The 24,141-nt window shown below is 53.4% G+C and carries 22 protein-coding genes; 13 read left to right on the top strand and 9 right to left on the bottom strand.

All coding sequences use genetic code 11. The features are described from left to right. A partial coding sequence (locus tag HZS80_RS23315; RefSeq protein ID WP_218927810.1) for a hypothetical protein occupies positions 1-284 on the top strand: 284 nt, incomplete at its 5' end. Positions 285-441: 157 nt separating this feature from the next. Here the strand turns inward: HZS80_RS23315 and HZS80_RS22100 are convergent. Together HZS80_RS22100 and HZS80_RS22095 are read right to left on the bottom strand one after the other, a co-directional pair. Further along, a complete protein-coding gene (locus HZS80_RS22100) occupies positions 442-819 on the bottom strand; it encodes a diacylglycerol kinase (RefSeq protein ID WP_217908915.1) in 378 nt (125 codons plus the stop codon). A gap of 74 nt (positions 820-893) precedes the next feature. Next, positions 894-2,018 carry a glycosyltransferase family 9 protein gene (locus HZS80_RS22095; protein WP_235272582.1) on the bottom strand — a complete coding sequence of 375 codons (1,125 nt, stop codon included), beginning with the start codon at positions 2,016-2,018 and terminating at the stop codon, positions 894-896. Between the two features lie 361 nt (positions 2,019-2,379). Between HZS80_RS22095 and HZS80_RS22090 the strand changes: the two genes are divergently transcribed. The 3 genes from HZS80_RS22090 (at position 2,380) to HZS80_RS22080 (ending at position 6,477) form a co-directional block, all read left to right on the top strand. Continuing rightward, the gene (locus tag HZS80_RS22090; RefSeq protein ID WP_035561803.1) at positions 2,380-3,042 is read left to right on the top strand and encodes a response regulator; all 663 of its coding nucleotides are present in this window, start codon (positions 2,380-2,382) and stop codon (positions 3,040-3,042) included. After that, positions 3,039-4,451, top strand: coding sequence for an ATP-binding protein (locus HZS80_RS22085; protein WP_035561805.1), 1,413 nt, complete (start codon positions 3,039-3,041; stop codon positions 4,449-4,451). Before HZS80_RS22090 ends, HZS80_RS22085 begins: the two co-directional genes overlap by 4 nt. Before the next feature lie 439 nt (positions 4,452-4,890). Continuing rightward, positions 4,891-6,477 carry a phosphatase PAP2 family protein gene (locus tag HZS80_RS22080; RefSeq protein WP_035561808.1) on the top strand — a complete coding sequence of 529 codons (1,587 nt, stop codon included), beginning with the start codon at positions 4,891-4,893 and terminating at the stop codon, positions 6,475-6,477. Between the two features lie 1,186 nt (positions 6,478-7,663). On the opposite strand, the gene HZS80_RS22075 is transcribed toward HZS80_RS22080, so the two are convergent. Together HZS80_RS22075 and HZS80_RS22070 are read right to left on the bottom strand one after the other, a co-directional pair. Continuing rightward, positions 7,664-9,034, bottom strand: a complete 1,371-nt coding sequence (locus HZS80_RS22075) for an MFS transporter (RefSeq protein WP_035561811.1) — start codon at positions 9,032-9,034, stop codon at positions 7,664-7,666. A 35-nt stretch (positions 9,035-9,069) separates the two neighbouring features. Further along, positions 9,070-9,345: a metal-sensing transcriptional repressor gene (locus HZS80_RS22070; protein ID WP_035561815.1), complete on the bottom strand. Its 276-nt coding sequence runs from the start codon at positions 9,343-9,345 to the stop codon at positions 9,070-9,072. A gap of 128 nt (positions 9,346-9,473) precedes the next feature. On the opposite strand from HZS80_RS22070, the gene HZS80_RS22065 reads away from it, so the two are divergent. The 3 genes from HZS80_RS22065 to HZS80_RS22055 are packed head-to-tail and all read left to right on the top strand — an operon-like array spanning position 9,474 to position 11,406. Next, positions 9,474-9,839, top strand: coding sequence for a hypothetical protein (locus HZS80_RS22065; protein ID WP_035561818.1), 366 nt, complete (start codon positions 9,474-9,476; stop codon positions 9,837-9,839). A 55-nt stretch (positions 9,840-9,894) separates the two neighbouring features. Continuing rightward, positions 9,895-10,629, top strand: a complete 735-nt coding sequence (locus HZS80_RS22060; protein WP_094584646.1) for a HupE/UreJ family protein — start codon at positions 9,895-9,897, stop codon at positions 10,627-10,629. Positions 10,630-10,644: 15 nt separating this feature from the next. Next, entirely contained in the window at positions 10,645-11,406 is a 762-nt protein-coding gene (locus tag HZS80_RS22055; protein WP_035561821.1) for a hypothetical protein, read from the top strand. A gap of 87 nt (positions 11,407-11,493) precedes the next feature. Here HZS80_RS22055 and HZS80_RS23725 read toward each other — a convergent pair whose 3' ends face one another. After that, on the bottom strand, positions 11,494-11,820 hold the full coding sequence (locus tag HZS80_RS23725; RefSeq protein WP_246362455.1) for a hypothetical protein: 327 nt from the start codon (positions 11,818-11,820) through the stop codon (positions 11,494-11,496). Positions 11,821-12,535: 715 nt separating this feature from the next. Between HZS80_RS23725 and HZS80_RS22045 the strand changes: the two genes are divergently transcribed. The 6 genes from HZS80_RS22045 to HZS80_RS22020 all read left to right on the top strand — a co-directional run bounded on the left by HZS80_RS22045 (position 12,536) and on the right by HZS80_RS22020 (position 21,028). Further along, positions 12,536-13,627: a DUF7146 domain-containing protein gene (locus tag HZS80_RS22045; RefSeq protein WP_052703833.1), complete on the top strand. Its 1,092-nt coding sequence runs from the start codon at positions 12,536-12,538 to the stop codon at positions 13,625-13,627. Positions 13,628-14,168: 541 nt separating this feature from the next. Continuing rightward, on the top strand, positions 14,169-14,822 hold the full coding sequence (locus HZS80_RS22040; RefSeq protein WP_052703832.1) for an ERF family protein: 654 nt from the start codon (positions 14,169-14,171) through the stop codon (positions 14,820-14,822). 71 nt (positions 14,823-14,893) lie between these two features. Next, a complete protein-coding gene (locus tag HZS80_RS22035; RefSeq protein WP_179917334.1) occupies positions 14,894-15,349 on the top strand; it encodes a metal-dependent hydrolase in 456 nt (151 codons plus the stop codon). After that, the gene (traF, locus tag HZS80_RS22030; RefSeq protein WP_127061359.1) at positions 15,346-16,365 is read left to right on the top strand and encodes a conjugal transfer protein TraF; all 1,020 of its coding nucleotides are present in this window, start codon (positions 15,346-15,348) and stop codon (positions 16,363-16,365) included. Before HZS80_RS22035 ends, traF begins: the two co-directional genes overlap by 4 nt. Further along, positions 16,365-17,924: a conjugal transfer protein TraH gene (locus HZS80_RS22025; protein ID WP_127061357.1), complete on the top strand. Its 1,560-nt coding sequence runs from the start codon at positions 16,365-16,367 to the stop codon at positions 17,922-17,924. The genes traF and HZS80_RS22025 overlap by 1 nt, the downstream gene beginning before the upstream one ends. Then, positions 17,924-21,028 carry a conjugal transfer protein TraG N-terminal domain-containing protein gene (locus HZS80_RS22020; RefSeq protein WP_127061355.1) on the top strand — a complete coding sequence of 1,035 codons (3,105 nt, stop codon included), beginning with the start codon at positions 17,924-17,926 and terminating at the stop codon, positions 21,026-21,028. Before HZS80_RS22025 ends, HZS80_RS22020 begins: the two co-directional genes overlap by 1 nt. Before the next feature lie 29 nt (positions 21,029-21,057). On the opposite strand, the gene HZS80_RS22015 is transcribed toward HZS80_RS22020, so the two are convergent. From HZS80_RS22015 to HZS80_RS22000, 4 genes are all read right to left on the bottom strand, one after another. Next, entirely contained in the window at positions 21,058-21,402 is a 345-nt protein-coding gene (locus tag HZS80_RS22015; protein WP_113270628.1) for a hypothetical protein, read from the bottom strand. Positions 21,403-21,486: 84 nt separating this feature from the next. After that, on the bottom strand, positions 21,487-21,738 hold the full coding sequence (locus tag HZS80_RS22010; protein ID WP_179917333.1) for a hypothetical protein: 252 nt from the start codon (positions 21,736-21,738) through the stop codon (positions 21,487-21,489). A 9-nt stretch (positions 21,739-21,747) separates the two neighbouring features. Beyond that, positions 21,748-23,418, bottom strand: coding sequence for a type IV secretory system conjugative DNA transfer family protein (locus HZS80_RS22005; protein ID WP_101146467.1), 1,671 nt, complete (start codon positions 23,416-23,418; stop codon positions 21,748-21,750). Further along, positions 23,415-23,828 (bottom strand): hypothetical protein, encoded by a 414-nt coding sequence (locus tag HZS80_RS22000; protein ID WP_035561844.1) that lies wholly within the window; start codon positions 23,826-23,828, stop codon positions 23,415-23,417. The genes HZS80_RS22005 and HZS80_RS22000 overlap by 4 nt, the downstream gene beginning before the upstream one ends. Positions 23,829-24,141 lie beyond the last annotated feature (313 nt).

Raw genomic sequence — 24,141 nt, 5'->3', positions numbered from 1 at the left:
CTGGCGCGGAACTTGACGTTGGGCATGGCACTGTCTGGGTGAATGGCGATATTCGCTATATTGCCATGCAGTTCAGTAGGTTAGAAGCATTCCTGGGGGCCGGTCTCACGGATTCAGGAAGTTGTTTAAGCGTTGCGACAAGCAGCGTAGAAAGAAGCGTTGCGGAAAAAAGATATAAAAGCGGCATGCGATACGCTTTAAAACGAGTTACAACGGTGCTTAGTATCAAAAGGAGGAGTGTGACTAAACCCATCGCTAAGCTTAGCCATTTACCGCCTGTGTGAAGAACATCTTGGGTAATCAAGGCATCTTTCCACGTCCAGGCATTACCTTGAAAGCGATATATAACGTCAGTTATCGTAAAATCTATGTTTAAAATACTGAAGACCGACATGACGATTAGAAATAAAAGCCATACGGATGCTACGGATTTGAGAACATTTAGTAGAGCAGCACGCATAGCCACACACCCATCATCATAAAAAGGGTCATCATGACGGCGGCAGCCCCCATGTCTTTAGCACGCCCGCTAAGTTCGTTATGTTCTAGTCCAATACGGTCAATGGTGCATTCGATGGCGGAGTTAATGAGTTCTACTATCACTACAAGGGTGAGTGAAGAAAACAGCAATGCTTTTTCTACGGAAGTGGCATTAACAAAAAATATAAAAGGGTAAAGGACGAGGCATAGCATCACCTCTTGTCTAAATGCAGACTCATTTATCCAGCAAGCTTTTAAACCCGATACTGCATTAATAGAAGCGCGGAAGATGCGTTTGACACCCGTGCCATTAGGTTTTGACGTCGTTGAAATAGGCAAGACAGTACTCTCGATAACGTAACAGTAGGGTCACTGTAAAGCGCAAAACTTAACGAACAGTTATGCGCTTTAATTCAGTAGCTAGAATGCAAAGGGGCAGCGCTGGGTGGTGTTCTAACCCACTGTGTTGGTTGGTTTGTTGCCGAGGCCAGTTGAACGGGAGCGGTTGCGTTTTGTCCGTCAAGATTAGCGCTGATAGCGTCTATTACCGTGCTGATCTCTGGGCGCCACAGAATAGTGTCATAGGCTTCTCGTGGTACGAAGGCGAGTGATTTTTTCTGGCGTACTAGGGAAATGGTGGCGACATCGAGTGCTGCCGCTAAGTGCATAGGCCCTGAGTCTGGTGTCACGAGTAACCGCGCTCGCCCTAGAACAGCGGCAAAGTGACGAATAGGAAGCGGCGGGCATAAGCTACCATACAGTGATGACATCAAGCGCTGCTCAATAGGGGCTAGAAGCCTAAACTCCTCCGGTCCAAGGAAAACGACATAACGTATTTTGCAGGCTTCCATGGCATCGATGAGCATTAGCCAAAATGCCAACGGCCAACGTTTGTTTTGATGCCCGCCTACGAAGATCGCAATAAAGTCTGTATCTGATGAGTGGTCGCTATGCAGACTGAATAGCTGTCGTATCTTCGTCATGGCTTGATAGCCTTCCTGATCCGTTAGCTGGAGCAGTGGCCGATTATGGCAAGCAACGCCGAGCGGGCGTGTCAAATTGACGATGGCATCATAGGCATGTGATGACTTACCTTCCGCCTCAATGTTGTACCAGCGCTGGTGACCTTTACCTGAACCCATGCTGTACCGTGCTCCTATTAACCGGGTCACGATAAAGCCGCTCGTTGAACCTCCGCTCACTTGTACCGCTAGATCATAGCGTTGTGCCCGTAAGCGTCGTAATAGCGTCACGCACTGCCAGGGACGGAGAATGGCGGTTCTCGACAGTAAATGAAAATGATCAACAGGACGTTGCTGCAACAGTGGCCATGTTTTATCCGTCGCTAAATAATCTATGCGCGCGGAAGGAAAACGTTCACGAAAAGCATCGATGACAGGGGTACTGATTAGCGCGTTGCCCAGACGAAAATTGGGGCGAATAATGAGAATTTTTTCTATGCCCACAAGGTTATTAATGGTTTCTGGTGCAGGCGCTTTGACGATATACCGTATACCTCCGAGTAAAAATCGCTTCATTCTTTTTTCTACAAAACGGGCCATTATTTTTAAATAATAGTTTGTTCTAATCAGTGTTAGTAAGTGCATACTCTGGCGCTCTATTCAGTTAATAGAAAATGACCTGCCCGCGGTAGCGACAGGGCAGATTCAAAATGACCGCCAGTGAAGGCGCTGCTTTGGCTTTGCCCATGGCGAAAGAAGCAGCTTGAGCCTAAGTAACTTAAAGAAGAGTTAAGCTGCGTAAAAGGTTTGCAAAAAAGGGTGGCTGACTTACAGGTTGAATTCAGATGCGTATGCTTTGTGGGGGATACGTTGCCGTATTTAAGAAAAGCTTAAGTTTTAGTGGCGAAGATAGCGGTTTGTAGATTGGGGGAGCAGCATGCGTGCACTGCTAATAGAAGATGATCCCTTGCTTGGGGATGGCATTAAAACGGCGCTGGAACGCGAGGGGTACACGGTCGATTGGTTTATGCTTGGGCGCGAGGCAATCAGTGCTATCGGCAGCGAGACCTTCAGTGTGATTATTTTGGATCTTGGACTGCCCGATATGGACGGTATGCAGGTACTGCAGTTACTCCGTCAGCAATCCACTCTACCTATTCTGATTTTGACGGCCCGAGATGCGATGGAAGACCGTATTGGCGGTTTAGATGCGGGGGCGGATGACTATGTGCTCAAGCCTTTTAATTTGCAGGAGTTACTCGCCCGTTTGCGTGTCGTCATGCGACGCGCTGAGGGGCGCGCTTCGCAGATATTGACACTGGGAGCGCTGAGTATTGATGAGGCGCGTCATGCGGTGAGTTGGCGGGGCAAAGACGTAAAGTTGGGTCGGCGCGAGTATGCCTTATTGCTAGAGCTCGCTAGGCACCCGGACAGGGTGCTATCTCGGCCTCGTTTAGAAAATTTGCTTTACGGCTGGGGCGAAGAGGTAGAGTCCAATACGGTGGAAGTTCACATTCATCATCTGCGTAAAAAGCTTGAAAAACATCTGATTATTAACGTGCGGGGGATTGGCTACCGACTGGATAGCCACGCGCAATGAGATCGATACGGCATTATCTGCTTCGCACGCTAGCCATTACCATGGTTGTCGCTGGGGGCGTGGCCGTTACCGCGGCTTACTTAATTACCGATCACGAGCTAGAAGAAATTCTCGATACACAGCTCAGTCTGCATAGCCGGATTGTGGCTGGTCAACTCGATCCAAACGCGACCATTGATGACTATGCTCGCCTGGCTTCACGCATGGGCCTACCAGAACATCCGGCTCAGCTATATCGTGACGGTAAAGCAGTCCCCATGAGCAGCTCTGAATCAGGTCCCAAGCTTTACCACGAGGAAGAGCTTAAATTAGTGCTGGGTTTTTGGAATTCAGATGGCTCACCCAGGTTGTTAGGGGGCAAATGGAGTGATGCAGGGCCTTTCCCCTCGCCTTTAGAGGAGGGTTTTCGCTGGGAAAGCTACGATGGTCATCGCTGGCGGGTTTTCAGCATGTTCGATGTTGCCAGTGATACCTGGATCAGCATGGGGCTGCGAGGTTCGTTTCATGATGAAGTAGTCGAGCGCATCACCTGGAATAATTTATTGCCGATGCTTTTTTTGCTACCTCTTCTTCTTTGGCTGATGAGCCGTATTATCCGGCGGGGGATTGTCCCTATCCAAGCGCTTTCTAGTCAGGTGCAAGGCCGCTCTGCCCGCGACCTAAGTGAAATCGATAATCCTGTTCCTCAAGAGCTTAATGGATTACGTCAATCGCTAAACGATTTTATCGCCCGGCTGAAAGAAACGTTAGAGCGCGAGCGGCGCTTCACCGCAGATGCGGCCCATGAATTACGCACCCCTTTAGCAGCACTGAGGATTCACCTAGATAACGCGCAGGCGGGAGGAGAGCAATCATTACAAAAGGCTTATATAGGTGTGGAACGGCTTCAGCGGGTGGTAGAACAACTGCTTATTTTGGCTCGATTGGATCAAGTGGCCACAACCTCATCGGCCACTATCGATCTTTATCCTATTATTGCTGAACTGGTAGCTGAGCTGTGGCCACTCGCTGAAGAGCGAGATCAGCACTTGAGGCTAACAGGCTTAACCCGGCTGGAGGTCCGCGCCGACGAAATCGAGGTGGGGATTCTGTTTCGTAACTTATTGGATAACGCCTTGCGCTATACGTCAGAAGGCGGTCAGGTAGAGGTAGAGTTAGCGCTTTGGGAGGGCTTGCCTCAGCTCACGGTGAGAGACACGGGCCCCGGACTCCCCGAGGCACTTTTGGATAAAGTCACTGAGCGCTTTAGGCGCGCGTCTGGCCAGGGCACCACCGGCAGTGGATTGGGTTTATCGATTGTCTCGGAGTTAGTCCAGCGCCAACAAGCCATTCTTACCCTCACCAACCGTGAACCTAGTGGGCTTGAGGTTAGCGTGAGGTGGGAGCGTGTGTATGCCTGTGCATCGTAAGCTCCGACTCGATCACTTCAAGACAAGGGAAAAGACATGTGGCTCACGGAAATGATGGCATCGCTGACGACGTATCTCGAACAACACCAGTGGGTTGCGGTCATTGCGGCTTTCATGCTCGCGGCTTCGGAATCGATCATCGTTATCGGTGCCCTCGTTCCCGGAACCGCCTTGCTAGTTGCCTTGGGTGCCGCCATTGGTCTCGGGCATCTTGCGCTATGGCCAATTCTGATCGCCACGACCCTTGGGGCAATCGCAGGAGATGGGCTGTCCTTTTGGGTCGGTCATCATTGGCGCGATGGTATTACTACGGCATGGCCGCTAAGGGGGCGGCCAAACCTCATCCATACCAGCAACGCCTGGCGGCAAGAGTATCCTGATCGCTCGTTTTACGCCGGGCGTGCGAGCAGTGATACCCGTCATGGCAGGAGTGTCGGGCATGGCCCCTGTTCGCTTTCTGGCGGCAAATATTACTTCAGCAATCATATGGGCTCCTGCTCACATCCTCCCCGGTGCAGTGGCTGGCCTCGGGCTCAGCTTGGTAGGGCATGCAAGCATGCGTTTGGTGGTGCTTGTCGGCATCATCTTCGGAGCTGGCTTCGCCATTGTGTTGTTGATTCGTCTGATGCTGACCAGGGGCGTGCCAGCCCTTGAGGCTCTGCGTTTGCGGCTTATCGGGCGATTGCGGAAAAGTGGCGAGGGTCGTGTCAGCACTTTGGCAATGTCACTTCTCGCGCCCTCGCATGACCTACAACCGCTCATCCTGATTGGTGTCCCGCTAGCCTTTGTTGCCGCCGCTTTGGCGACTCTGGCTCAAGAGGTGGCCGAGCGGAGCGGGCTGGCGGTCGCCGATCAGTCGATTAGCCTAGCCCTTAGCCACCTGCGTACCGAACCGGGCGATAAAGTCGTCGCCTTCCTCACCGGCTTCGGTGACGCTTATGTCATCATCGCTTCGTCTGCAGCGGTCACTTGCTGGCTACTGCTGCGCAGGCAGTGGCACCTCGCCCTAGGGGTTGTACTGAGCATCGCCATTGCCTCAGGACTTGCCACGCTCCTCAAGGCGGGACTGGCGATACCGCGTCCGCAGGCACTTTACGAGGGCGCCCAGGTCTTCGGCTTCCCGAGCGGCCACGCCACGGGGGCCGCGACGCTGATGGGACTGCTTACCTGGTTTGCTTGGTTCGGCTTACCACAACCTTGGCGCAGGGTGATGCCCATGGCCTTCGCCGCGGTCGTGGGCATCATCGCCGCCTCGCGCCTGTATCTCTCGGCCCACTGGCCATCGGATGTCGTCGGCGGCATGCTGCTGGGAACCGGGCTTACGCTATGCTTTGCGCTGGCCTTTCGTCGCGTAGACCTACGCAAGGCCCGGCCAGGTATGGCGATCGCGCTGGCCTTATTCGTTTTCCTCGGATTTGGAGCCTGGCACTCATGGCGCGCTCTGCCGCAGGCCGTGGCCATGTACACGCCGCCCCCGACACCTGTGCAGGTCATTTCCCGCGATGCCTGGCTTACCGCAGACTGGCAAACCCTCCCGGTGCGTAGAACCGACTTGGTGGGTGAAACGGAAGAACCCTTCTCGCTGCAATGGACGGGAACCTCTACTGCCTTCGAGGCAGCTGCGAGCACTGCTGGCTGGGTCCGCGCCGATGGCCTCACCTTGCAGACCCTGCCACGCTATCTCGATCCGGCAGTCTCAGCCGAGGCGCTGCCGGTGATCCCTCGACTGCAGGATGGCCAGTTTTCGGTATTGACCATGGTGCGGCCCGCACAGGACGGCAAGAGTCGCGAGGTCCTGCGCCTCTGGAAGTCGAACACGGCGCTTTCCGACACAGGCAGGCAGACGCCGATCCTACTCGTGAGCGTGGAAACCGAAGTCATTCGTCGCGCTGTCGGCATGATCAATTTGCCAGTGGTACATGAGGTTGCCTATCCCTCTCGGCACGATCTCCGGCTGACGGGCACACTGCGCAGGAGGGAAGATGGCCAGCCTGTGCTGCTGGCACCAGCCGATTCGGCGGGGTGAGAGGACTGAAATGACCACCCTATTAAATCGTGAAAGACTATAATTGTATAACCCGCCGACTCTGTATGTATCCAAAAATCAGGAGCGCAACCGGGTGATGTTAGCGACATGAAAAATCTCGTCATGAAATCCACTATATGGCGCGGGTCGAAGGCAGCTTGTTGCATCCCGATCATCGTATGGACGCAGAAATAGATCGCAACTGCCCTGATTGGAGCCAACATGAACACCGAGCACAAGTACCTTGTCCGGCTTGCCAGACGCCTACGCAAGCAGCGCCAAGCCCTTGATCCGGAGGAGGTGACTTTTATGATAGGGATACACCGCCGGGAGCCTATCAGACGCGACGCCAAGACTGTCTCCGCTGAGCATTCGGCGCTTGGAAAGCGCCACTCCGACAGTGTGGCGGCGGTCGGCGGTACGTTTGAATATGAAGGTGGGTCAGCCCATCGTGCAACGACTCGACCGGATTGTTGCTCAGATAGGTGCCGATCACATTGATGTCGCCGACCCGACAAAAGACCTGCCGCAACGCCATAATTCGAACGGGCTACTCCTCAATCTGAGCCTTCAGGTTTTGGCTCACATCGCTCAAAGGGTTAACTCATCCCGTTGTCAGTTTTCTTTGGATCAGTGAGACAGCTGGGGTTCGACTGTAATGTGTACTAACGACGGGCATCGAGCTTGAATGCGCTGCAGGTAAATATCAGGCGATTCTGGGCTGTGTGAGACGAGCGCGACAATCGCCGCGTGGATATTGGGGCCAATCGACCAAATGTGTAAGTCGCTGATGTGCGTTTGCTCGTCCTCCGGACTCCCCGAGGCACTTTTGGATAACGTCACTGAGCGCTTTAGGCGATTCTGGCCAGGGCACCACCGGCAGCGGATTGGGTTTATCGATTGTCTCGGAGTTGGCCCAGCGCCAAAACGCACGCCTTACGCTTAGTAATCGCACGCCCAACGGTCTAGTGGTCAGTGTGACGTGGGGGTAACACCACACCAGCAGCAAGATAGCTGAGTAATTGGCTGGCCACTGCCCAGGGATCGCCGATACGTTCAAGCACCTTAAGCCCAAGAAGGAAAATGTTCCCTGCGAAGCTTCTGGGGTGAATGCCTTCAGTAAAGTAGGCATCACCCGTAGTGATTTAACCTAATAGGCATCTATTAACTTGTCAGCCTTAATGTGTCACGAAGGCCATCGTGTATGGTGGTTATCAATGACAAATATGTGCCGATGCACATTTCTGGGATGATGGTGGGGATGGCTATGAGGTTCCGGCCCCTCCCACCCTTCATGCTCGTGTTGATGGTGTTCATCGTGATAGTGAAGATGGCTATGACGTATAGGCGAGTGCTCATGCGCAATCTCTCTTGAGTCTCGACGAGGCCAAGTAAGCATCGCAAGCCCTGTCGCCGTTAAAGCTACTGTCCCGAGCAAAGCGAACGTTCCCGTCAGACCCAGGTTTATCCCCAGCCAGCCTGCCAACGGATAGGTGATCAACCAGCAACAGTGTGACAACGAGAATTGGGCAGCAAATAGCGCTGGACGATCCTCCGTCTGGCACGAACGCTTGAGCAAGCGCCCTGTAGGGGTCATGACCATCGAAGCGCCTGCACCCAGTAGCAACCATAGCCCGACAAGTCCCGCAAACGATGGGCCTAGCCAGCCCAAGTAGAGACTGAGCGCCATGATAACGCCACCCAACAGCATGACTGGTCGTTCAGGCAATCGATCCAGTACCTTAGGTAGCAGTACGGCCACCAGCATGGAGCCCCCACCTGCGGCCGCAAAGGCCAAAGCTACTTCTTTCTCGCCAAGCCCCAACATAGAGCGAACAAGCACTACCGTATTGACGATCTGCATCGCTCCGGCGGCTGAGACCGCCAAGTTCAACGCCAACAGACCGCGAAGGCGAGGTGTTTTTAGATAAATCCGTATGCCGTGAGAAACGCGACGCCAAACACCGGGAATTTCCTCTAGTGGTTGTGGCTCAGGTAACATCACCGATATAACCAGTGAGGCAGAGATCACGAACGCCAGGGCGTTGAGTACAAACAGGACATCAAAGCTCATCGCCATCAGCAATGCCGCGGCCACCATCGGGCTAAGAAGATTCTCTAAATCGTAGGCAAGGCGTGACAGGGATAATGCTCGTGTGTATTGCTCTTCGTCTTCTAGGATGTCCGGTATTGTCGCCTGGAAAACGGGAGTGAAGCCTGCTGAGCAAGCATTGAGTAGAAAGATCAGCACATAGATTTGCCACACTTCGGTAACAAAAGGCAGTGCGCAAACCACGGCTGCTCGCAGCAAGTCGAGGCTAACCAACAACGTGCGTCGAGGTAGGCGTGAGGCGTAAGCACCCACCAGTGGAGCAATGCCCACGTAGGCGACCATCTTAATCGCCAGCGCTGTGCCTAGTACGACACCCGCCTGCCCCCCAGCAAGATCATGAGCCAGTAACGCTAGGGCAACGGTGGTCAGACCGGTGCCAATCAGTGCAATGACCTGAGCGAAAAAGAGATGGCGATAGACGCGATGGGCGAGTACATCGAGCATAGAGCGTTCCTCAAGTGAGGGGAGCTTAGATGCATTTACAGGTAGCGGGCAATGGCCTTGAACTCTTCAGTCCGCGCCCGCTGCGTTTGATCCTGAGAGCCCAAGGCATCTTCTAGGCAGTGATCGATATGATCTAAAACCAAGGCACGTTTGGCCTGTTGAATAGCTTTCTCAACCGCATGAAGCTGCTGGGCAATGTCTAGACAGTGGCGACCATCCTCTATCATCTGCGTCACGCTCGAAAGGTGTCCCCGAGCCCGGTTTAAGCGCTTGATGATATCGGGATGTGACTGGTGTGTATGTATTGTCATTTTCTTTTCCTTATTCTATTCCTATCCCCCTGGAGGGGATGATAATCTATTGGTGCTATGCGGAGCTACAGCGTAAGCAAATTGTTATCTACATTTTTTATCGTCAATTTTTGTCTTGGTTGCTCTAAATGCTCAATCGGCTGCGCCACCGTCTTGGCTATCTGACCCTGCTACTGCTGTTTTTGCCTAGCCTGGTGCTTACCAGTGTGGGCGAAGCGAGTGCGCATGGCGCAATGAGCATGGTTGGCGTTGAGTCATCTCACCATGAGAGTGTTCAGAAGGGCCATGGGCATACCCATGGGCATGAACACGATGACGGTCGACACCTCTCTCATGAGAGCGGCAGTCACTTCCACGAACAAGCGGATCGCTTGGGGGCGAACATTGCCATCGCACCAAACGTTCGTCATGCCATGCGGCTAGGCGAACGACGCGCTTTTCCCCTGCGTCGTGTCTACCGCTTGGAGCGCCCTCCACGGCCAGTCGTCGCTTGATGACTGGGGCCATCCATCCGATGGCCAACACTAATGACAGACCCGTGGAGGTTGCATGTTTCCATCCCAAGTAAGGGGTGCGCTCGGCTTGCCTATGATGGCACGACGCCACGCCTTAGCCTTTCTAACACTGTTGTTCATGCTGCTGGGTGCCAGTGGCGAGGCCTTTGCTCACGCGGTTGCTGAGGGTGACAAGGGCTACATCCAAGAGATCTATGGCGTTAATCTGATCTCGTTTATGTATCTCGGTGCCAAGCACATGGTAACGGGGTATGACCACATCCTGTTTTTGTTAGGGGTCATCTTTTTCCTCTACCGAATGCAGCATATCGCTATTTACGTCAGCCTCTTTGCCATCGGTCACTCGACGACCATGCTTCTCGGGGTCTACTTCAATATCGGCATCAATAGCTATCTGATCGATGCCATCATCGGGCTATCCGTTATCTACAAGGCGCTCGATAACATCGGTGCGTATCAGCGCTGGCTCGGCTTTCAGCCCAACACCAAGGTAGCCACGTTGGTGTTCGGTCTGTTTCATGGCTTTGGCCTGTCGAGCAAGATCATTGAGTACGATATCTCGCCCGATGGTCTCGTCCCTAACCTTCTGGCATTCAACATAGGCGTAGAGATCGGCCAGCTACTGGCATTGAGCGCCATTCTCATTGTGATGGGCTTCTGGCGACGCACTACGGGCTTCTTACGCCACGCCTATACCGCCAACGTCGCCATGATGTGTGCTGGTTTTATGCTGGTAGGTTATCAACTGACCGGCTATTTCATTGCCTAATTGAAGGAGTCCCCAATGTATAACACTGATCTTCCAACCCGTGCCGAACTGCCGTCAACGGGTAAGTTACTTCGCTCTACGTTGATGGCAGTCGTTATTGCCGTCGCTTTGCTGATCAGCGTCGTGCTACCTGCTGAGTATGCCATTGACCCGACCGGCGCTGGGCGCTTGTTGGGGCTGACGGAGATGGGAGAAATCAAGACCCAGTTGGCTGAGGAAGCCGAGCTCGACCAAGCCAGTGTCCAACAGGCTTCTGAACCCGCTGCACCTCAAGAGGCCGTTAGTGATAGCCAACCTTCGGCTGCAACCGCTACTGCTGCGCCAACTTCAAACGTAGAGACGGAGCAGGTAGCCGCTTCGTTACCAGAAGACCAAGAGATGGTGCAGACTGAAGCAAACGTAGCGCTTGCTGACGCTCCTGCCGCTGAGGAGACACCTTCCCAGGCAACTGAAGAAACTGCGGCATGGGGTGATGAGGTGACCTTCACACTCACGCCGGGTGAAGGTACCGAGTATAAGCTAACGATGGAAGAAGGTGCTGTCGCGACATTCGCTTGGGCGTCCGACGGCGGGCCACTTAATTTTGACACCCACGGCGATGGCAATGGGAACTCCATCAGCTACGAGAAGGGGCGTGGCGTACCCGAAGATGAGGGAGAGCTGGAAGCTGCTTTCACCGGCAACCACGGCTGGTTCTTCCGTAACCGCAATGACAACGACGTGACCGTGGTCTTGCGTGTTGGAGGAGACTACGGGGAGCTAAAAGGTATGCTTTAATTCCCTTAACTGAACCGCTCCGGCCAAAAGGCCGGGGCGGCCCCCATAGCGCACCTAACGACAAACAGCAGAGCTAACGTTTTACTCTTATACAATAGGCAGCCAGTAGCTCACGCCCTCCATGCTAACCCGAACCCCGTCTCCTGAATGCTCTATGGTCTGTTGACGGAGTGCTTTTTTAGATACTTTCTTGTCATGACAGTATTCCATGGTAGTGACGATCCATCGTTCCTTCCACTCCTCCCCTTGATCAGTACACTTAGCCATTTGAATCATGGTGCGAGCCAACTTTTCTTTTCGCCGTTTTCTTGCCCGTTTCTCATCCACCCTAGGGGTCAGTGTGGTGGCATGCTGGCGATTTAAGAAATTGGTAAACCCCGTCACCAAGGCTGCTTGTCCGGGCACCGTACTCAAGTAACTGTCCACATCGCCCTGGTTAGGTAGCCGCTGTCCCTCTCTGTCAGTATTGAGTAACAATGCGGCTGCCGCGCTTAGTGCAAGTCGTGCGGAGGTGTGGGACGTTGTGCCCGCCTCTATACGGGTTTCCAATTACAGCCAACAGGCTTGCAGCACTTGGTCTGATAGCGAAGCGGACGGCATAGAACTGAGACACGCTTGAATACGTCTTTTCTCTGAGTCGATCCGCTTTGCTTGGTGATCCGGCTCTACCCCTTGCTCTTCATGCAACCATCACATAGGGAGCCTCACACGCCGCAATCCCTCTGCCCCGAAGTGATGAAGCAGTTCCGTATAGCTCGGTATGCGTGACCATGCTTGGTCGAGTTACTGCTGGGCCAAGTAGTGGTGCATTGTGCATTTCGTGCTGTGGCCCGCCTCATTGGCAACTGCTTGCAAAGTATTAGTGAGCAGGACAAAGCTGCCTGGCAACAGAAGTGGCTCAAGACGCATTCCGCGGCTTAGCCACACACTGAACGACTAGGCACCCTTCAAGCCCCTCTCCGATTAATCGGGAGGGGCTTTTCTCTGTATAGGACTTCCAACTGCCATTGTTTCGCATGCGGAACATTTTTATTTGGTGGCAGTGTCTCCCCTACCTCTTCATAGCCGTCACTGGTCGCCCTATCTAATTGTGAGATCCGGGTGACCGGAAATGAGAGAGGAGCAGATCATGAGGAATAGCAACAAGTACGAAATTGCTGATGTGAAGCGTGTCGCGGAAGGTCAATGGGATACGGTCTTTCAGGCACTGTGCCCCGAGCTGGAGCATGCAATTGCCCACCCGGGACATCACATCGATTGCCCGATACATGGTGGCAAGGAAGACTTCCGCCTCGATCGCGGCTTCAAGCAACGGGGTACGGCCATTTGCACTTGCGGTAACTGGGATGGTTTTAGCCTGTTGAAAGAGCTGAAAGGCTGGGCTCTTCCCGAAATACTGGAGCAGGTAATGGGGGCTCTCGGTGAACAATCCGTTGAGCCGCTGGCGCCTACAGTATCACGGCCACCGCCACGGCAGGTCGAGGAAAAGCAGGACATCCGGCCAACGCTGCGCAAGCGCTGGGAAGAAGCTCTACCCCTGGGAAGAGGCGAAGGTCGCTTCATGCTGGCGAGCTACTTGCAGTTCCGCGGGTTGCCTGTAAAGCCGATGCTTAGCGTTCTCGAGACGGAGGCACGCCTCCACCCTAGGATGGCCTACATCGAGAAAGGCAAAGTGGTTAGCTACTACCCTGCACTGATAACCATTGTCAGGGATGCGGCTGGAAAGCCTGTCACGATGCATAGGACGTATCTCAACCGCACAGAAAATGGTGTGGTAGAGAAGGCGCCTGTGAGCAAGGCTAAAAAGCTGTTCCCTGTGGTGAAGGATGGTGATGTCCACGGTGGTGCTATTCGCTTAGGCACAGCTACAGCCGGCGTTATCGGTGTGGCTGAGGGTATTGAGACCTCGCTAGCTATTCGGGCTGCTACGGGAATGCCTGTCTGGCCGGTACTGTCAGCTTCCCTAATGAGGTCGTTCGAGCCGCCTGAGGGTGTCACGGAAGTCGTTATTTGGGCTGATCGTGACCTACCCGACAGGAAAGGACGCAAGGCTGGTCAGGACGCAGCGGAAGTGCTCCAGGCTCGGCTTTTAGAGAAAGGGATTCGAGCTTCGATAAAGATCCCTGATGCATCCAGCTCAACTGATGTGAGCGTTGATTGGGCTGATGTGTACACCAGTAGTGGGCTCACGGGATTTCCCCGCAAGAGCAAAGCTGCTTAACCCTTCAAACCCTTCTGACATCCATTGTCAGGAGGGTTTTTTCATTTTCAGCATGATGGGATTCGGGAGGAAGGATGCATTTTTATATATTTGCTGAATCTGTTTGGGTCAAGCAGCTACTGATCACTTAGGTCATTTCACTCTACCTCGCTTGAAGCGCATTCCTGTGGCATTGGCGCTTTTTAGCGTGGATAGCATGCCTCCGGGCGGTGATTCTGTGCTCAAGGCTCTGAGCACAGGGTCCAAAGTTACCGCCCTATCTGTCATTCCATAACCAGCCTTGCTTTTATTATCTGTTATTCGTTCTGAGACTAAGGTTATATGGGGCCTAGGGAATGATTCTAGTTCCCTTGCGTGGTGCATCACTTCTCCCTACTTTCTTTTAAATTAAACGTTTGTTTGATTTATCCGCTGGATCGTGTCACTTCAGCGGCGTTGCCACTCCTCTCGGTAATCTCAATACCACCTCCCGTTTGTCTGTCAGTAGCGCCCCTACCCCTCATGAGACCCCGATACCTGGGGGATGAGAGGAGAGCACGTTATGAATCGCAGTGACTCGATCGCCAGAATCGGCAAAGCCCTGGCTTCAGTGCAGGCTGAGCTTGGTGGTCTGATCGCACCGGATTCTACGAATCCGATGTACGACAACCGCTATGCAAGCCTCGCAATTATAATCGGCAGCATTCGTGCCGTCTTGAATAAGTTTGAAATTGCACTGGTTCAGGCACCTGTGCCCGGAACAGTGGGGGCTATGGTGATGGAGACCATGCTCATTCATGGTCCTTCTGGGGAGTACATTGGCTCTTACTGTGAGATGCCCGTTGAGACCCTTGATAGCCATGGTGTGGCGTCAGCCCAGACGTATGCACGTCGCTATGGGTTGATGGCTCTTCTAGGCCTTGCTCAAGGCCCGGACGATGATGGAAATGCTGCCTATAACGCCGCTGTGGAATCCTCAGTGCTTCTCTCTCGAGGAGAGCCTGAGCCATCAGAGCAGCGGGTATCGAACGGTCACCGTTTGGCATCGCCCGAAGCGATTCTAGCGGAGATTGAAAACTCAGATGTTGAGCGATTGGTTTCGGCCGAACGCTGGGTCAATAGCGCTCAACTGGATGCACACCTGTCAGCTCGGCTCAAGGGAGCGATCGCACAGCGACGCCGAATTATCCAGCGACAGCAATCCCAACATGCTTAACGTTCCATAGCCCCATCCCTTTGTGGAGTTGGGGCTTTTTCGCGTGCATGACACAGGTATTTGGAGGCAGCTTGACCGGGAACGCTCATCGATTATTCGGCCTGGCGCTTGGCGCATCGGCTGGTGCGATTATGACCCCCCTTTATGGCGGGATGTCTGCGCTGGCGTTGGCGGCGATGGCGCTGCCTGGATCAACGGCACCTGACTGGCTGGAGATCCGCATTGGTCCAGCCACGCTCATACCCCATAGGACTGTGACCCACTGGTTGCTCCCTTGGCTAGGGCTGGCAGTGGCATCGGCCGTTTGGCTACCTGATGCGCCATTGCTTGCCGCCCTTCTCTTTGGTTTCTCGGTTGGTGGGCTCTCTCACGTCATTGGAGATGCTGGCACCCCTTTGGGAGTGCCTGTGTGGCACCCCGCTAAACGCCATTCCCTGAAGCTGTGGGATGGCGGCACTTCAGAATTTTGGCCCGTGCTGTTGGCCTGGGCTATTGCCGCGATATTGATACGGAGCCTTGTGCTATGAAACACATGACCGCTGGCCCTTTGCCGGCGCCATTTCTGCAGCTAATGCTGGCGCTTTTGCTAACGCTGAGTTGGACCGCTATAGCCCAGCCTGGTGGGGACCGAGGGCAAGCCTGTCTTGATAGCAATAATGCTCGCGAATGCGGTTGGTTCTGGGGGCACTTAGATGATGATGAGGAAGAAGAGCCCGAAGAGCCCCCAGTCGAGATACCGATGGCCAAGGCGTCTGAAGAGGAGCTGGATTGTACGGACCCAGAACAGTGGGAGCCCTCTTGTGGTTTTGTCGACCCAGAGGGGAGCTTCGAGTTTCAAGCCAAGCAGCGCGACATGCTGCTTAACCAGTCTGTGATGAACCCCAACAATCCAGAGACAGTCGAGGCCTTTCAGCGGTATATGCGATGGGCCGTCGACCAAGCCATCACAATGTCGAGGATGTGGGAGTGGAATCAGATCCAAAACCAGGACCTCAACCCCCTCGTACATAGCCCCGTCTCCTCCTTTGGGCTTCGTGCAGCGTCACGAGCACGCGATGGCAAGCGCAACGCGGTCATGGAAGAGATAGATGACCAGAATGGGTTTCTCGTCTGGTTTACCCGGTCTAGCTGCCAATTCTGTCATGACATGCAACCAGTTATGAGGCAGCTCGAACGACGTACTGGGCTCACCATTTACAACGCCCCACTTGATGGGGGGTGCATGCCAGAGTTCTCGAACAGCTGCGATACCACAGGACGCTCAGTAGAGGCTGCTGGCCACCTTGCCGTCGAAGCGGTACCGGACCTCTGGCTTTACCTGCCACAGGATGATCTTTGGTTCCGCGTCTCCAGTGGTGTTGAAGCAGCGCAGCGGATTACCTCGAGGATTGAGGTCTTCTTTGGTGCTATCCAACGAGCAGCAGAAAAGGGCCTCGAGGCGGTTGGTGATGGCACGAGTCCTCCCGTTGATTTCAGCGTCCCCGACATGCTGGAACGGTCATCCGGTGGCCTCGGCGCCGGCATTCCCCAAGGAGTTGAGTAATGTTCTCCAGAAACAAATTGGTAACCATGGTGGCAACAGCCGTGATCAGCGGAATGTCGATAACGGCTACCACAAGCCTGGCTGAAGCCAACGCACTCGAAAATGCGTTTGACCGGCTATCCAGTGCCGGAGGCGGCTTCAGTAGCTCAAACAGCGCGGCGTCGTTTGAGACCAGGACACGGCATGGATACACGGCCGGGGGGTTGACCATGCGGTTTTCTCAGAACCGCTACTCGCTAGTCAACATGGACCCGCCGCGGCTAGACGTAGGCTGCAATGGCATCGACGCGCATTTTGGTGGCTTCTCCTATATCGACAGTGAGCAGATCCAGCAGATGTTGGAGCAAATCGCCCAAGGGGTTGTAGCCCTCTCCTTCCAGCTCGCGCTCAAACAGCTCTGCCCTATTTGTGGGGATGTGCTTGAGTTCGCACAACGCATGGCACAGGCGGCGGCGAAACTATCCCAGGACAGCTGTGAGGCTGCTACCGCACTGGTTGAGGGGTTCCCTGACTACTCCGGCGAATTAGGGAATCTATGGTGTAGTTCGGTAGGGATGTTTGAGGGCGTGGAAAGTGACTGGCTGGCAGCCCAGCAGGACACTTGTGATAGCAAATCGGATTCGGGCCGCGAAGTGCGAGACCACCTCAGCAACAATCCCGGGGATCGCGCACTGGCCTTAGAGCTTGATGGCAACCGCACATGGCTAGGCCTTCAAGAAGCAGGTATTGCCCCTGGGCGAGATGGCAGCAACAACATGGGGGCAGAGAACAAGATATTTGCCGAGCTATTGATGAGTTGGATTGGTACTGAGGTTCGCAACAAAGGGGGTAGTGGCGACTCGAACACCTTTTCGCCAACCATCGAAACTGCCGATGCGATGCTGGACATATTCCTGTGCGGAAGTGATAAAGCCTCGCCGACCGTCATTGAATACGCTGACTTCGTGAACAGCTTTTGCGAGGACAAGGTATGGTCAGGCGCCTCAGGCCAGGCCGCCGAGATTTATACTTGTAGCAACAGTGATCTGAGAGACTGTTGGAACCCGAACAAAGCAAAGGTTGAGGATATATCACTAGGCCACGGCTTTTTGACCACGGTGATTATGGAATTGGAAGGTGCGGTTAAGAACGTTGCCAGTGGCACCCCGCTGACCGCTTCTCAAAAGGCCATTATTGCTGCAGCGCCCTTCCCGCTCTATCAAGCAGTTAATGTTGCAGCGACCTACCCGGACCTTGCCTACGACCTAGTAGTTGGTAACTCGACCATTCTGTCTTACATGATCTCCATTGAGTACATTCGCTATGCCGTCCAGGCAACGGCTAAGACATCGATGACATCATCCTTGCCGGGTGAGATCTTGCGCGAATTCCGCGAGGCCCAGAATGAGCTAGTTGTCATGACCTCCCAGAAGGCTCAGCAAATTAACCTTATGGCTGAGACTCAGGAAAACATAATGAGCCAGGTTGACAAGATCAACCGCGCCACGTTGCGAAATCTTCATGCCATGGGTCTATCCGGCATGGATTTCGCTCGTGATATGGCTCGGGAGGTGGACTGATGAAATGGCTTGTTCCTGCCCTTGTAGCTATTGGATTGGTCGCTGTTCCGGGGCTAGCAATCGCAGAGACCATGACGCCTGCAAGTGGTGACACTTGGACATTTTATGGCTATGGCAATGGTTATGCGCTGGCGCAAATACTGGAGGCGATTAAACGCCTGACTGACCCTGACTCAAACCCTGGGTTCAGGAACTTGGCGCTGTTCTTGGCGATGGCCGGCTTCCTTGCGATGTGCTTTACGGGAATCCTGGGTGGAAGTCTGCAAAAGGTGGCCATGTATTTTGCCGGCATGATTCTTACTGTCTACATGCTGTTCTCTTTGAAGGTCGATATTCTTATTGAAGACATGGTGTGGGATGGCGTTGGGTCGCCCCAATTCATTCAACGAATTGAAGGCGTTCCGGCAGCCATCGGTCTTCCTGCTGTTGTCATCTCAGAGATAGGGATGTGGGCTACAAACGGCATTGAAACTAACTTCACGACGCCAAACTTCGAGAATCTACGTATTTCAAAGGGGGCTCCCGTTGGCATGGCGGCAAGCATGCTGAATGACATGAAGAAGATTCGCCTGACTGATCCGTACCTGCGATCAAGCATTCAAAGTTTCATGAATGACTGTGCGTTGCCGAATATTTTTAGCGGCAAAATCTCCCCGGTGACGCTAATTACCTCACAAAATGCATGGGGGGTTTTAGGCAATAACCTGAACCGGGCAGTTTATACCGTCGTTTATGACTCGACCGATCTAAATGGTGGCATGCAGGCTTGTGACGAGGCCTACGCGAGCATTGACAACCGTTTGCAGACTGCAGCTCCCGCGTTATTGAACGGCATGAGGGAAGCATCCCCTTTCTGGCTTCAGCAGGCAGCAGGATCAACAGCGCTCGCACAAGCCGCTTTGGATGATTCGTTTCGCTGGGCTTCAGGTGGGAGTGCCGTTCAGGACGCCACAGGGCTTGCCACACAAGCCGCAATCGCAGAAATGTACTCTGGCACCTATGAATACGCAGCAATGGCCACAGGCTCCAACGAGCTGATCTCAGCCTTGAATATGGAGCAGGCTCGACGTGCCCAGCAATCTGGATGGTATAGCACAGCTATTCTCTTCCGGGATATGGCGGGCTATTTCTTCGCTATCCTTCAGGCATTCGTGATTGGGCTGGCGCCGATTGTGTTTGCTGCGGTGCTGGTCCCCGGCTTAGGCAAGAAGATGGGCACCTCGTATGCCCAGGTGATGACCTGGCTCATTTTATGGTGGCCAGGGCTCGCAATCGTGAACTACATCATGATGCTCTATTTCCAGGGTCAGACAGCGGGATACCTCGCTGATGGTCTCACCATGGCCAATATGAGCGCAGTTAGCGATATGTCGGACAAGATGGTAATGGCCTCAGGTTTTATGTCCACCTTAGTACCCGCCATCATGTGGGGGTTAGTATCTGGTAGCGGTTACGCCTTCACTTCTGTCCTGGACAGGGCATCTGGTAGTCAACAAGCGGCGACAGCAGCGAACAACATGTCTACAGGTGCAGCCTCGGCTGGCCAGGTAAGCATGAACAACGCGAACATGAATGCTCACCAAACCTCTCACCGCTACAGCTCTGGGGAAGAGGTATCGGCACACCATGTCGGCGTTGGGGCATCTCAAGTTACGAATATGAGCGGGCAGGATACGAACGTAGGCCTAAGAGCGGCAGACATGAGGGAGAGCCTATCTAAGTCGCAGGCATTTAGTGAAGCGACCCAGAGAACAGAAGAAGCGAAACAGTCATTTAGCCAACAATCCCAGAATATGATGACTGATACCTTCAGATCGGCTACCCAATACGCCCAAGACCAAGGGTTTGTAGCTGACGGCTCGGTTGACTGGTCAAGGATGTCTCAGGATCAGCAAGGGCAACAATATATGTCTGAGCTGTCTGCTACTAGGCAAGTTATGGAGCAGGCCGGATTATCGGAAAGGGAAATTAATGATGTTACTTCGCATGCGGCCGGAAAGGCCTCAATCGAAGCTGGGGGTAAAACAGAGGTTGGTCTTTCACTTAATGCGGGTGCTAGCGCTTATGCAAGGACATCTGTACAGGGCGAAGTCGGGGTCCGTGGTTCAGACACTAGCCAAGACACGACCGAAGAATCTATGAGCCTGAGCCAATCAGATACTGGGAAGCTATCTTTCTCTGAAAATGGTGCAGTTCAAGTTGTAGGTCAAGACGGCAGCCGATATTCAGAAAAAGTATCCCAGAGCGAATCTCGACAGGTACTTGAGGGGCGGGTCGGTGAAGACCGCGCCTCTATGCTCTATGCGGCCTCAAACGATTATCAGGAAGCTGTCCAGGTTCAACAGCAAGCACGCGAGGAATATGTTGCAAGTCGCAGTGGCTCGATCCCTACTCCCGCCAGCCCACAGACTATTTCGGCTATGCGTAGCGATGCCAATGATCTACGAGGTGAGGTTGAACAGCGACAGAATACCGATCGTGCTGAAGTTGCCGGGCGTGAGAATGCTGTAAGTGGCAGTGTCGGCGCAAATACAAGCGATGTGGGCGCACGAGCAGCAACGGCAACTGAAGTCACCACACCGATAGAGAGAGGCGGTGTAAGTTCACTATCGGTTGATTCCAGCGAACGGCTAGGGACGATCCAAGGTAATGCGCAAGCGGACGTTGAAAGGCCAGATGCTTATCATGTGATCGATACAGGAGGTAGCTTTTCTGTCGCTGATCGTAGGGCGATCGATGCCGCTGACCAACAAAATGCGGATGCTCTCATTACCGGAGGCGAACGATCCAATATACAGATCGGAGATGACACCTTCGTTCCAACCTACTACGAGAACAATCAGGCAGTTTATGCTGTTGAGCGTGAAGGAGGGCATGCATATTACACGTATGGAGGGGATGGCGAATTTGAGTCGGCCAGCTCTCCTATGCCGTCTACTCAAGAGCAAATCGATTCTCAGGCCAATAATGGCTCAACCCAGAATGCTACGGCCGCTACGATCAATCGCGGCCAGGTGCGTCGAGGTTCTGAATCAACGGAAGAGCCTTCCCCTAACCAAGGGTCAGATATTGATCCGCGAGAATTAATGGGCACCCGCCCATAAGAAAAAGGCCCCTTGCGAGGGGCCTTTCTTCATGCATTTTTAATGATCCGTTTGAACCTCAACATCGCCCTGGTCTGGAATATAAGAACCAGAGCATACCCTGCCCAAATAAAGGGAAGCACTTTGCCAGGGGCACTATCCCATGTGAAATAGGTAAATATTAATAGGCTTGGAATTATTACTAAGTTCACCATCAGAAATACGTATATGTTCTGTTTGGCTCTCCACCTAGCGGCACGTACAACATCTTCTTCTTCTGCACCGATCAAGTGTTGAAGCTCATTGACTACGAAAGAACCCTTGGGTTTCCGGGCGGCACTTTGGCGGGCTGCGATCGCACGTTGGCGGCGAGCTTTGCGATTATTGTTAGCCATTTCGACCTCCCAGCGATCGACGCAATTACCTTACTGTTGTGTAATAATACCATACGACGATTTCAATCGTACAGCATGAAGCGGCTATTTTCTCATCTTTTCTGCTGGGTCAAAGTATGAGCGCTTATGACATAAGTGGATAACAAGGTCGATATGGGCATGAATTATCGTCTTGGCAAGCCAAAGAATATATCCCCCAGCGAATTTCAATACCTCGCCGGTTCCCTTGGATATAATGTCCATGAGCGGCCTAAAGACTTCTTTTACTCCCGGAAGAATTCCTAAGAGCAACATAGCGAAAATGGCGATTGTCGCCCAAAATAACACTGTAATCATAACTACCCCCTAAACAGTTGCTGTAAGAAACTCGTTTAGCCGTTCCTCGAAGTTAAGCGCCTGTTTGTCGGCAGGCATCTTCATCTTGCGTTTTATTACCTTAAATGAAGGAATGTGTTTGGGGTAGTTGATCATTGGCGTTCTCAAATGATACATGCGAGCGCCCATCATCATGACCGCTTGCCCCATATCCATGGCTCTCAATTGATCCGGTGTTACCCTGAACTCCTCAACTTCGCGCCAGCTTTCACCCATGCCGCCGCCATCGGACATGCTGGATTGTGGGGTGGTTCTCAAATACTGCGCACTCTCTCCCTGGTTAGCCGAGACTGAGACAGTACGTTGAAAACGCTTGGTTTTACCTAGTATTTCTGCGGCCTCTTCAGGGCTGTCTTTCGCACCGAACTTGAAGAATATTTTGTTCCAAGTGTTCTGTATCACGATGTCTGCAAAGTCTGGCGAGACTCGATTAAGCTGGCTGAAGGACTGGAAGGCTGGAATCAGTGCGATATTGGCCGATCGCGCCTGCTCGAAGAGACGCCCTACCCCTTCCATTACGTAAGCACCCATTTCATCCAGAAGTGCGATGAAATGCTCTGGCCTTTCGCCCTTGGGTAAATCCTGAATGTAGGCAACAGCAGAGCGAATGTCCGAGACGATCATTTTCCCTAGGTTGAGGGCTGCGGTGTCCTTTCCCATCGTCGGAAGCGAGACATAAAGCATGTGGCCCTTACGAATAATCTCGGTAAGCACGATTTCCGGGGCATAAACGTTGAAGACCTTTCCAAACTTACCCTGGGCGAACAGTGCAATCCGGCCTGCCATCCCGCCCAGCGTTTGCTTCATGCGGTTGAGGTCGATTTTTGTCCCTTCCTTGGTACGGGTACGGAACTGATCGAGGAAGATCGATAGCGCCCTCTTCTCAGGCCCTTGAGGAGTCATTCTCTCCAAGTTTTCAAGGGCTCTATCGGACTGCAATAGAATTGATAGATCTCCGAAGTGATATAACTGACCGGAGGCTTGCAGAGCGGCAATGATGACAGTGAGTGCATGATTGGCGGATTGCCTGTAGTGATCGGCGCCTGGATTGTTCTCCGCAGAAGGAATGAGGTTCATCAGCCGCGATGCCACCTCATCAGGATCGCCGTGGAGAACAGGGTTATAGGTATTGGCGTTATCGGGGTCTGACACGTCGATAATGTAGAGTTCATCTTCGCGGCCTGTCACCTTGGCCATGTACGCTAGGTGATCCCGAGTGTCCCGATCGATCTTGGCGTCAATGAATAGCCATCCGCGCCCACGCGCAGTTTGCTGCCAGAGGATATATTCACCAAGAGTAGTCTTACCCACACCAGACTGACCCACGATCGCAGTGTGTCGCTGCCCGAGGATGTCGGGCATGTTGATTCGAGTATTTTTGTCGGTGGTCAGGCCGATATGTAAGGAAGGCCCCTTATCATCTACTGGCTCGTCTGAAGGCAGCACGAAGCCCTCTCGGGAATCCTCGTCGTACTGGCGCAGCTTGGCCATAGCCTGGCTCCATGTGAGCTGCGCCATCCCCAGCGAACCCAGGACGCCAGCAGGCCATGCTGGGAAGGTGCCGACAGCCCAAGGTGTAGCGGCCGCAACGCCGGCTGCAATGGCGGTAAGTGCCAGCGCATCCATTCTGCCGGCTATCATGGGCAATCCTCCAGCGTCACGCTATCAGCACGGAACATCCCGGCTGCCCATGCAGAGGGGGCGATGTAGCTACGGCTGTCGGGCAGCGGTGCCTGATGGCAGCGAATCATCAAAGATGAGCTGTCGTCCAGAGGATGAAGGCTTATGAGGTGTCCTGGGTAGGACGCGAAGACTAGAACTCCGATATAGCCTTGGGGCAAATCTTCTGGTGGATTGCCTCCAAGGTTCAGCGACCAGGCATTGAGCCAATCTAGCTGGCTGGTCACCATAAGCGACTTGCTAAGTAGCGCGCCAGCATCATGACCGCCGTAAAGCTGATGCGCGGGTTCATTGGCGCCTTCCTGAGCATTGGCAAACAAAGGCATGGTTGTTGCCACCATGATCAGCGCAGCCTTGAAAAGAGTTTGCATTATTTGTTGTTCCTATCAAAGAAGCCACTGGGCAAACGATCCCTGCCACCAGCCCCACTAACGCTCGGTAGCATGTTGTTGGGTAGCGATCTTCCTCCTGGAACAAGCGAGTCAAGAAAGGAATGCCACATGCTATATTGAAATTGCTCGGTATATGCATTGCCTGAAGTAGTCACGAACGTAATCCTGCCGGTGAACCGCCCCGGCTTTACCGGAGACTCCATATCTTGAGAGGATGGAGTTATGAACTCACCAAAACGATATTCCCCAGAAGTCCGGGAGCGAGCTGTTCGATTAGTCCTTGAACAGCAAG

The sequence above is a fragment of the Vreelandella glaciei genome (genome assembly GCF_013415125.1).
Classification (GTDB): domain Bacteria; phylum Pseudomonadota; class Gammaproteobacteria; order Pseudomonadales; family Halomonadaceae; genus Vreelandella; species Vreelandella glaciei.
This window is presented reverse-complemented; position numbering and strand designations above follow the sequence as displayed.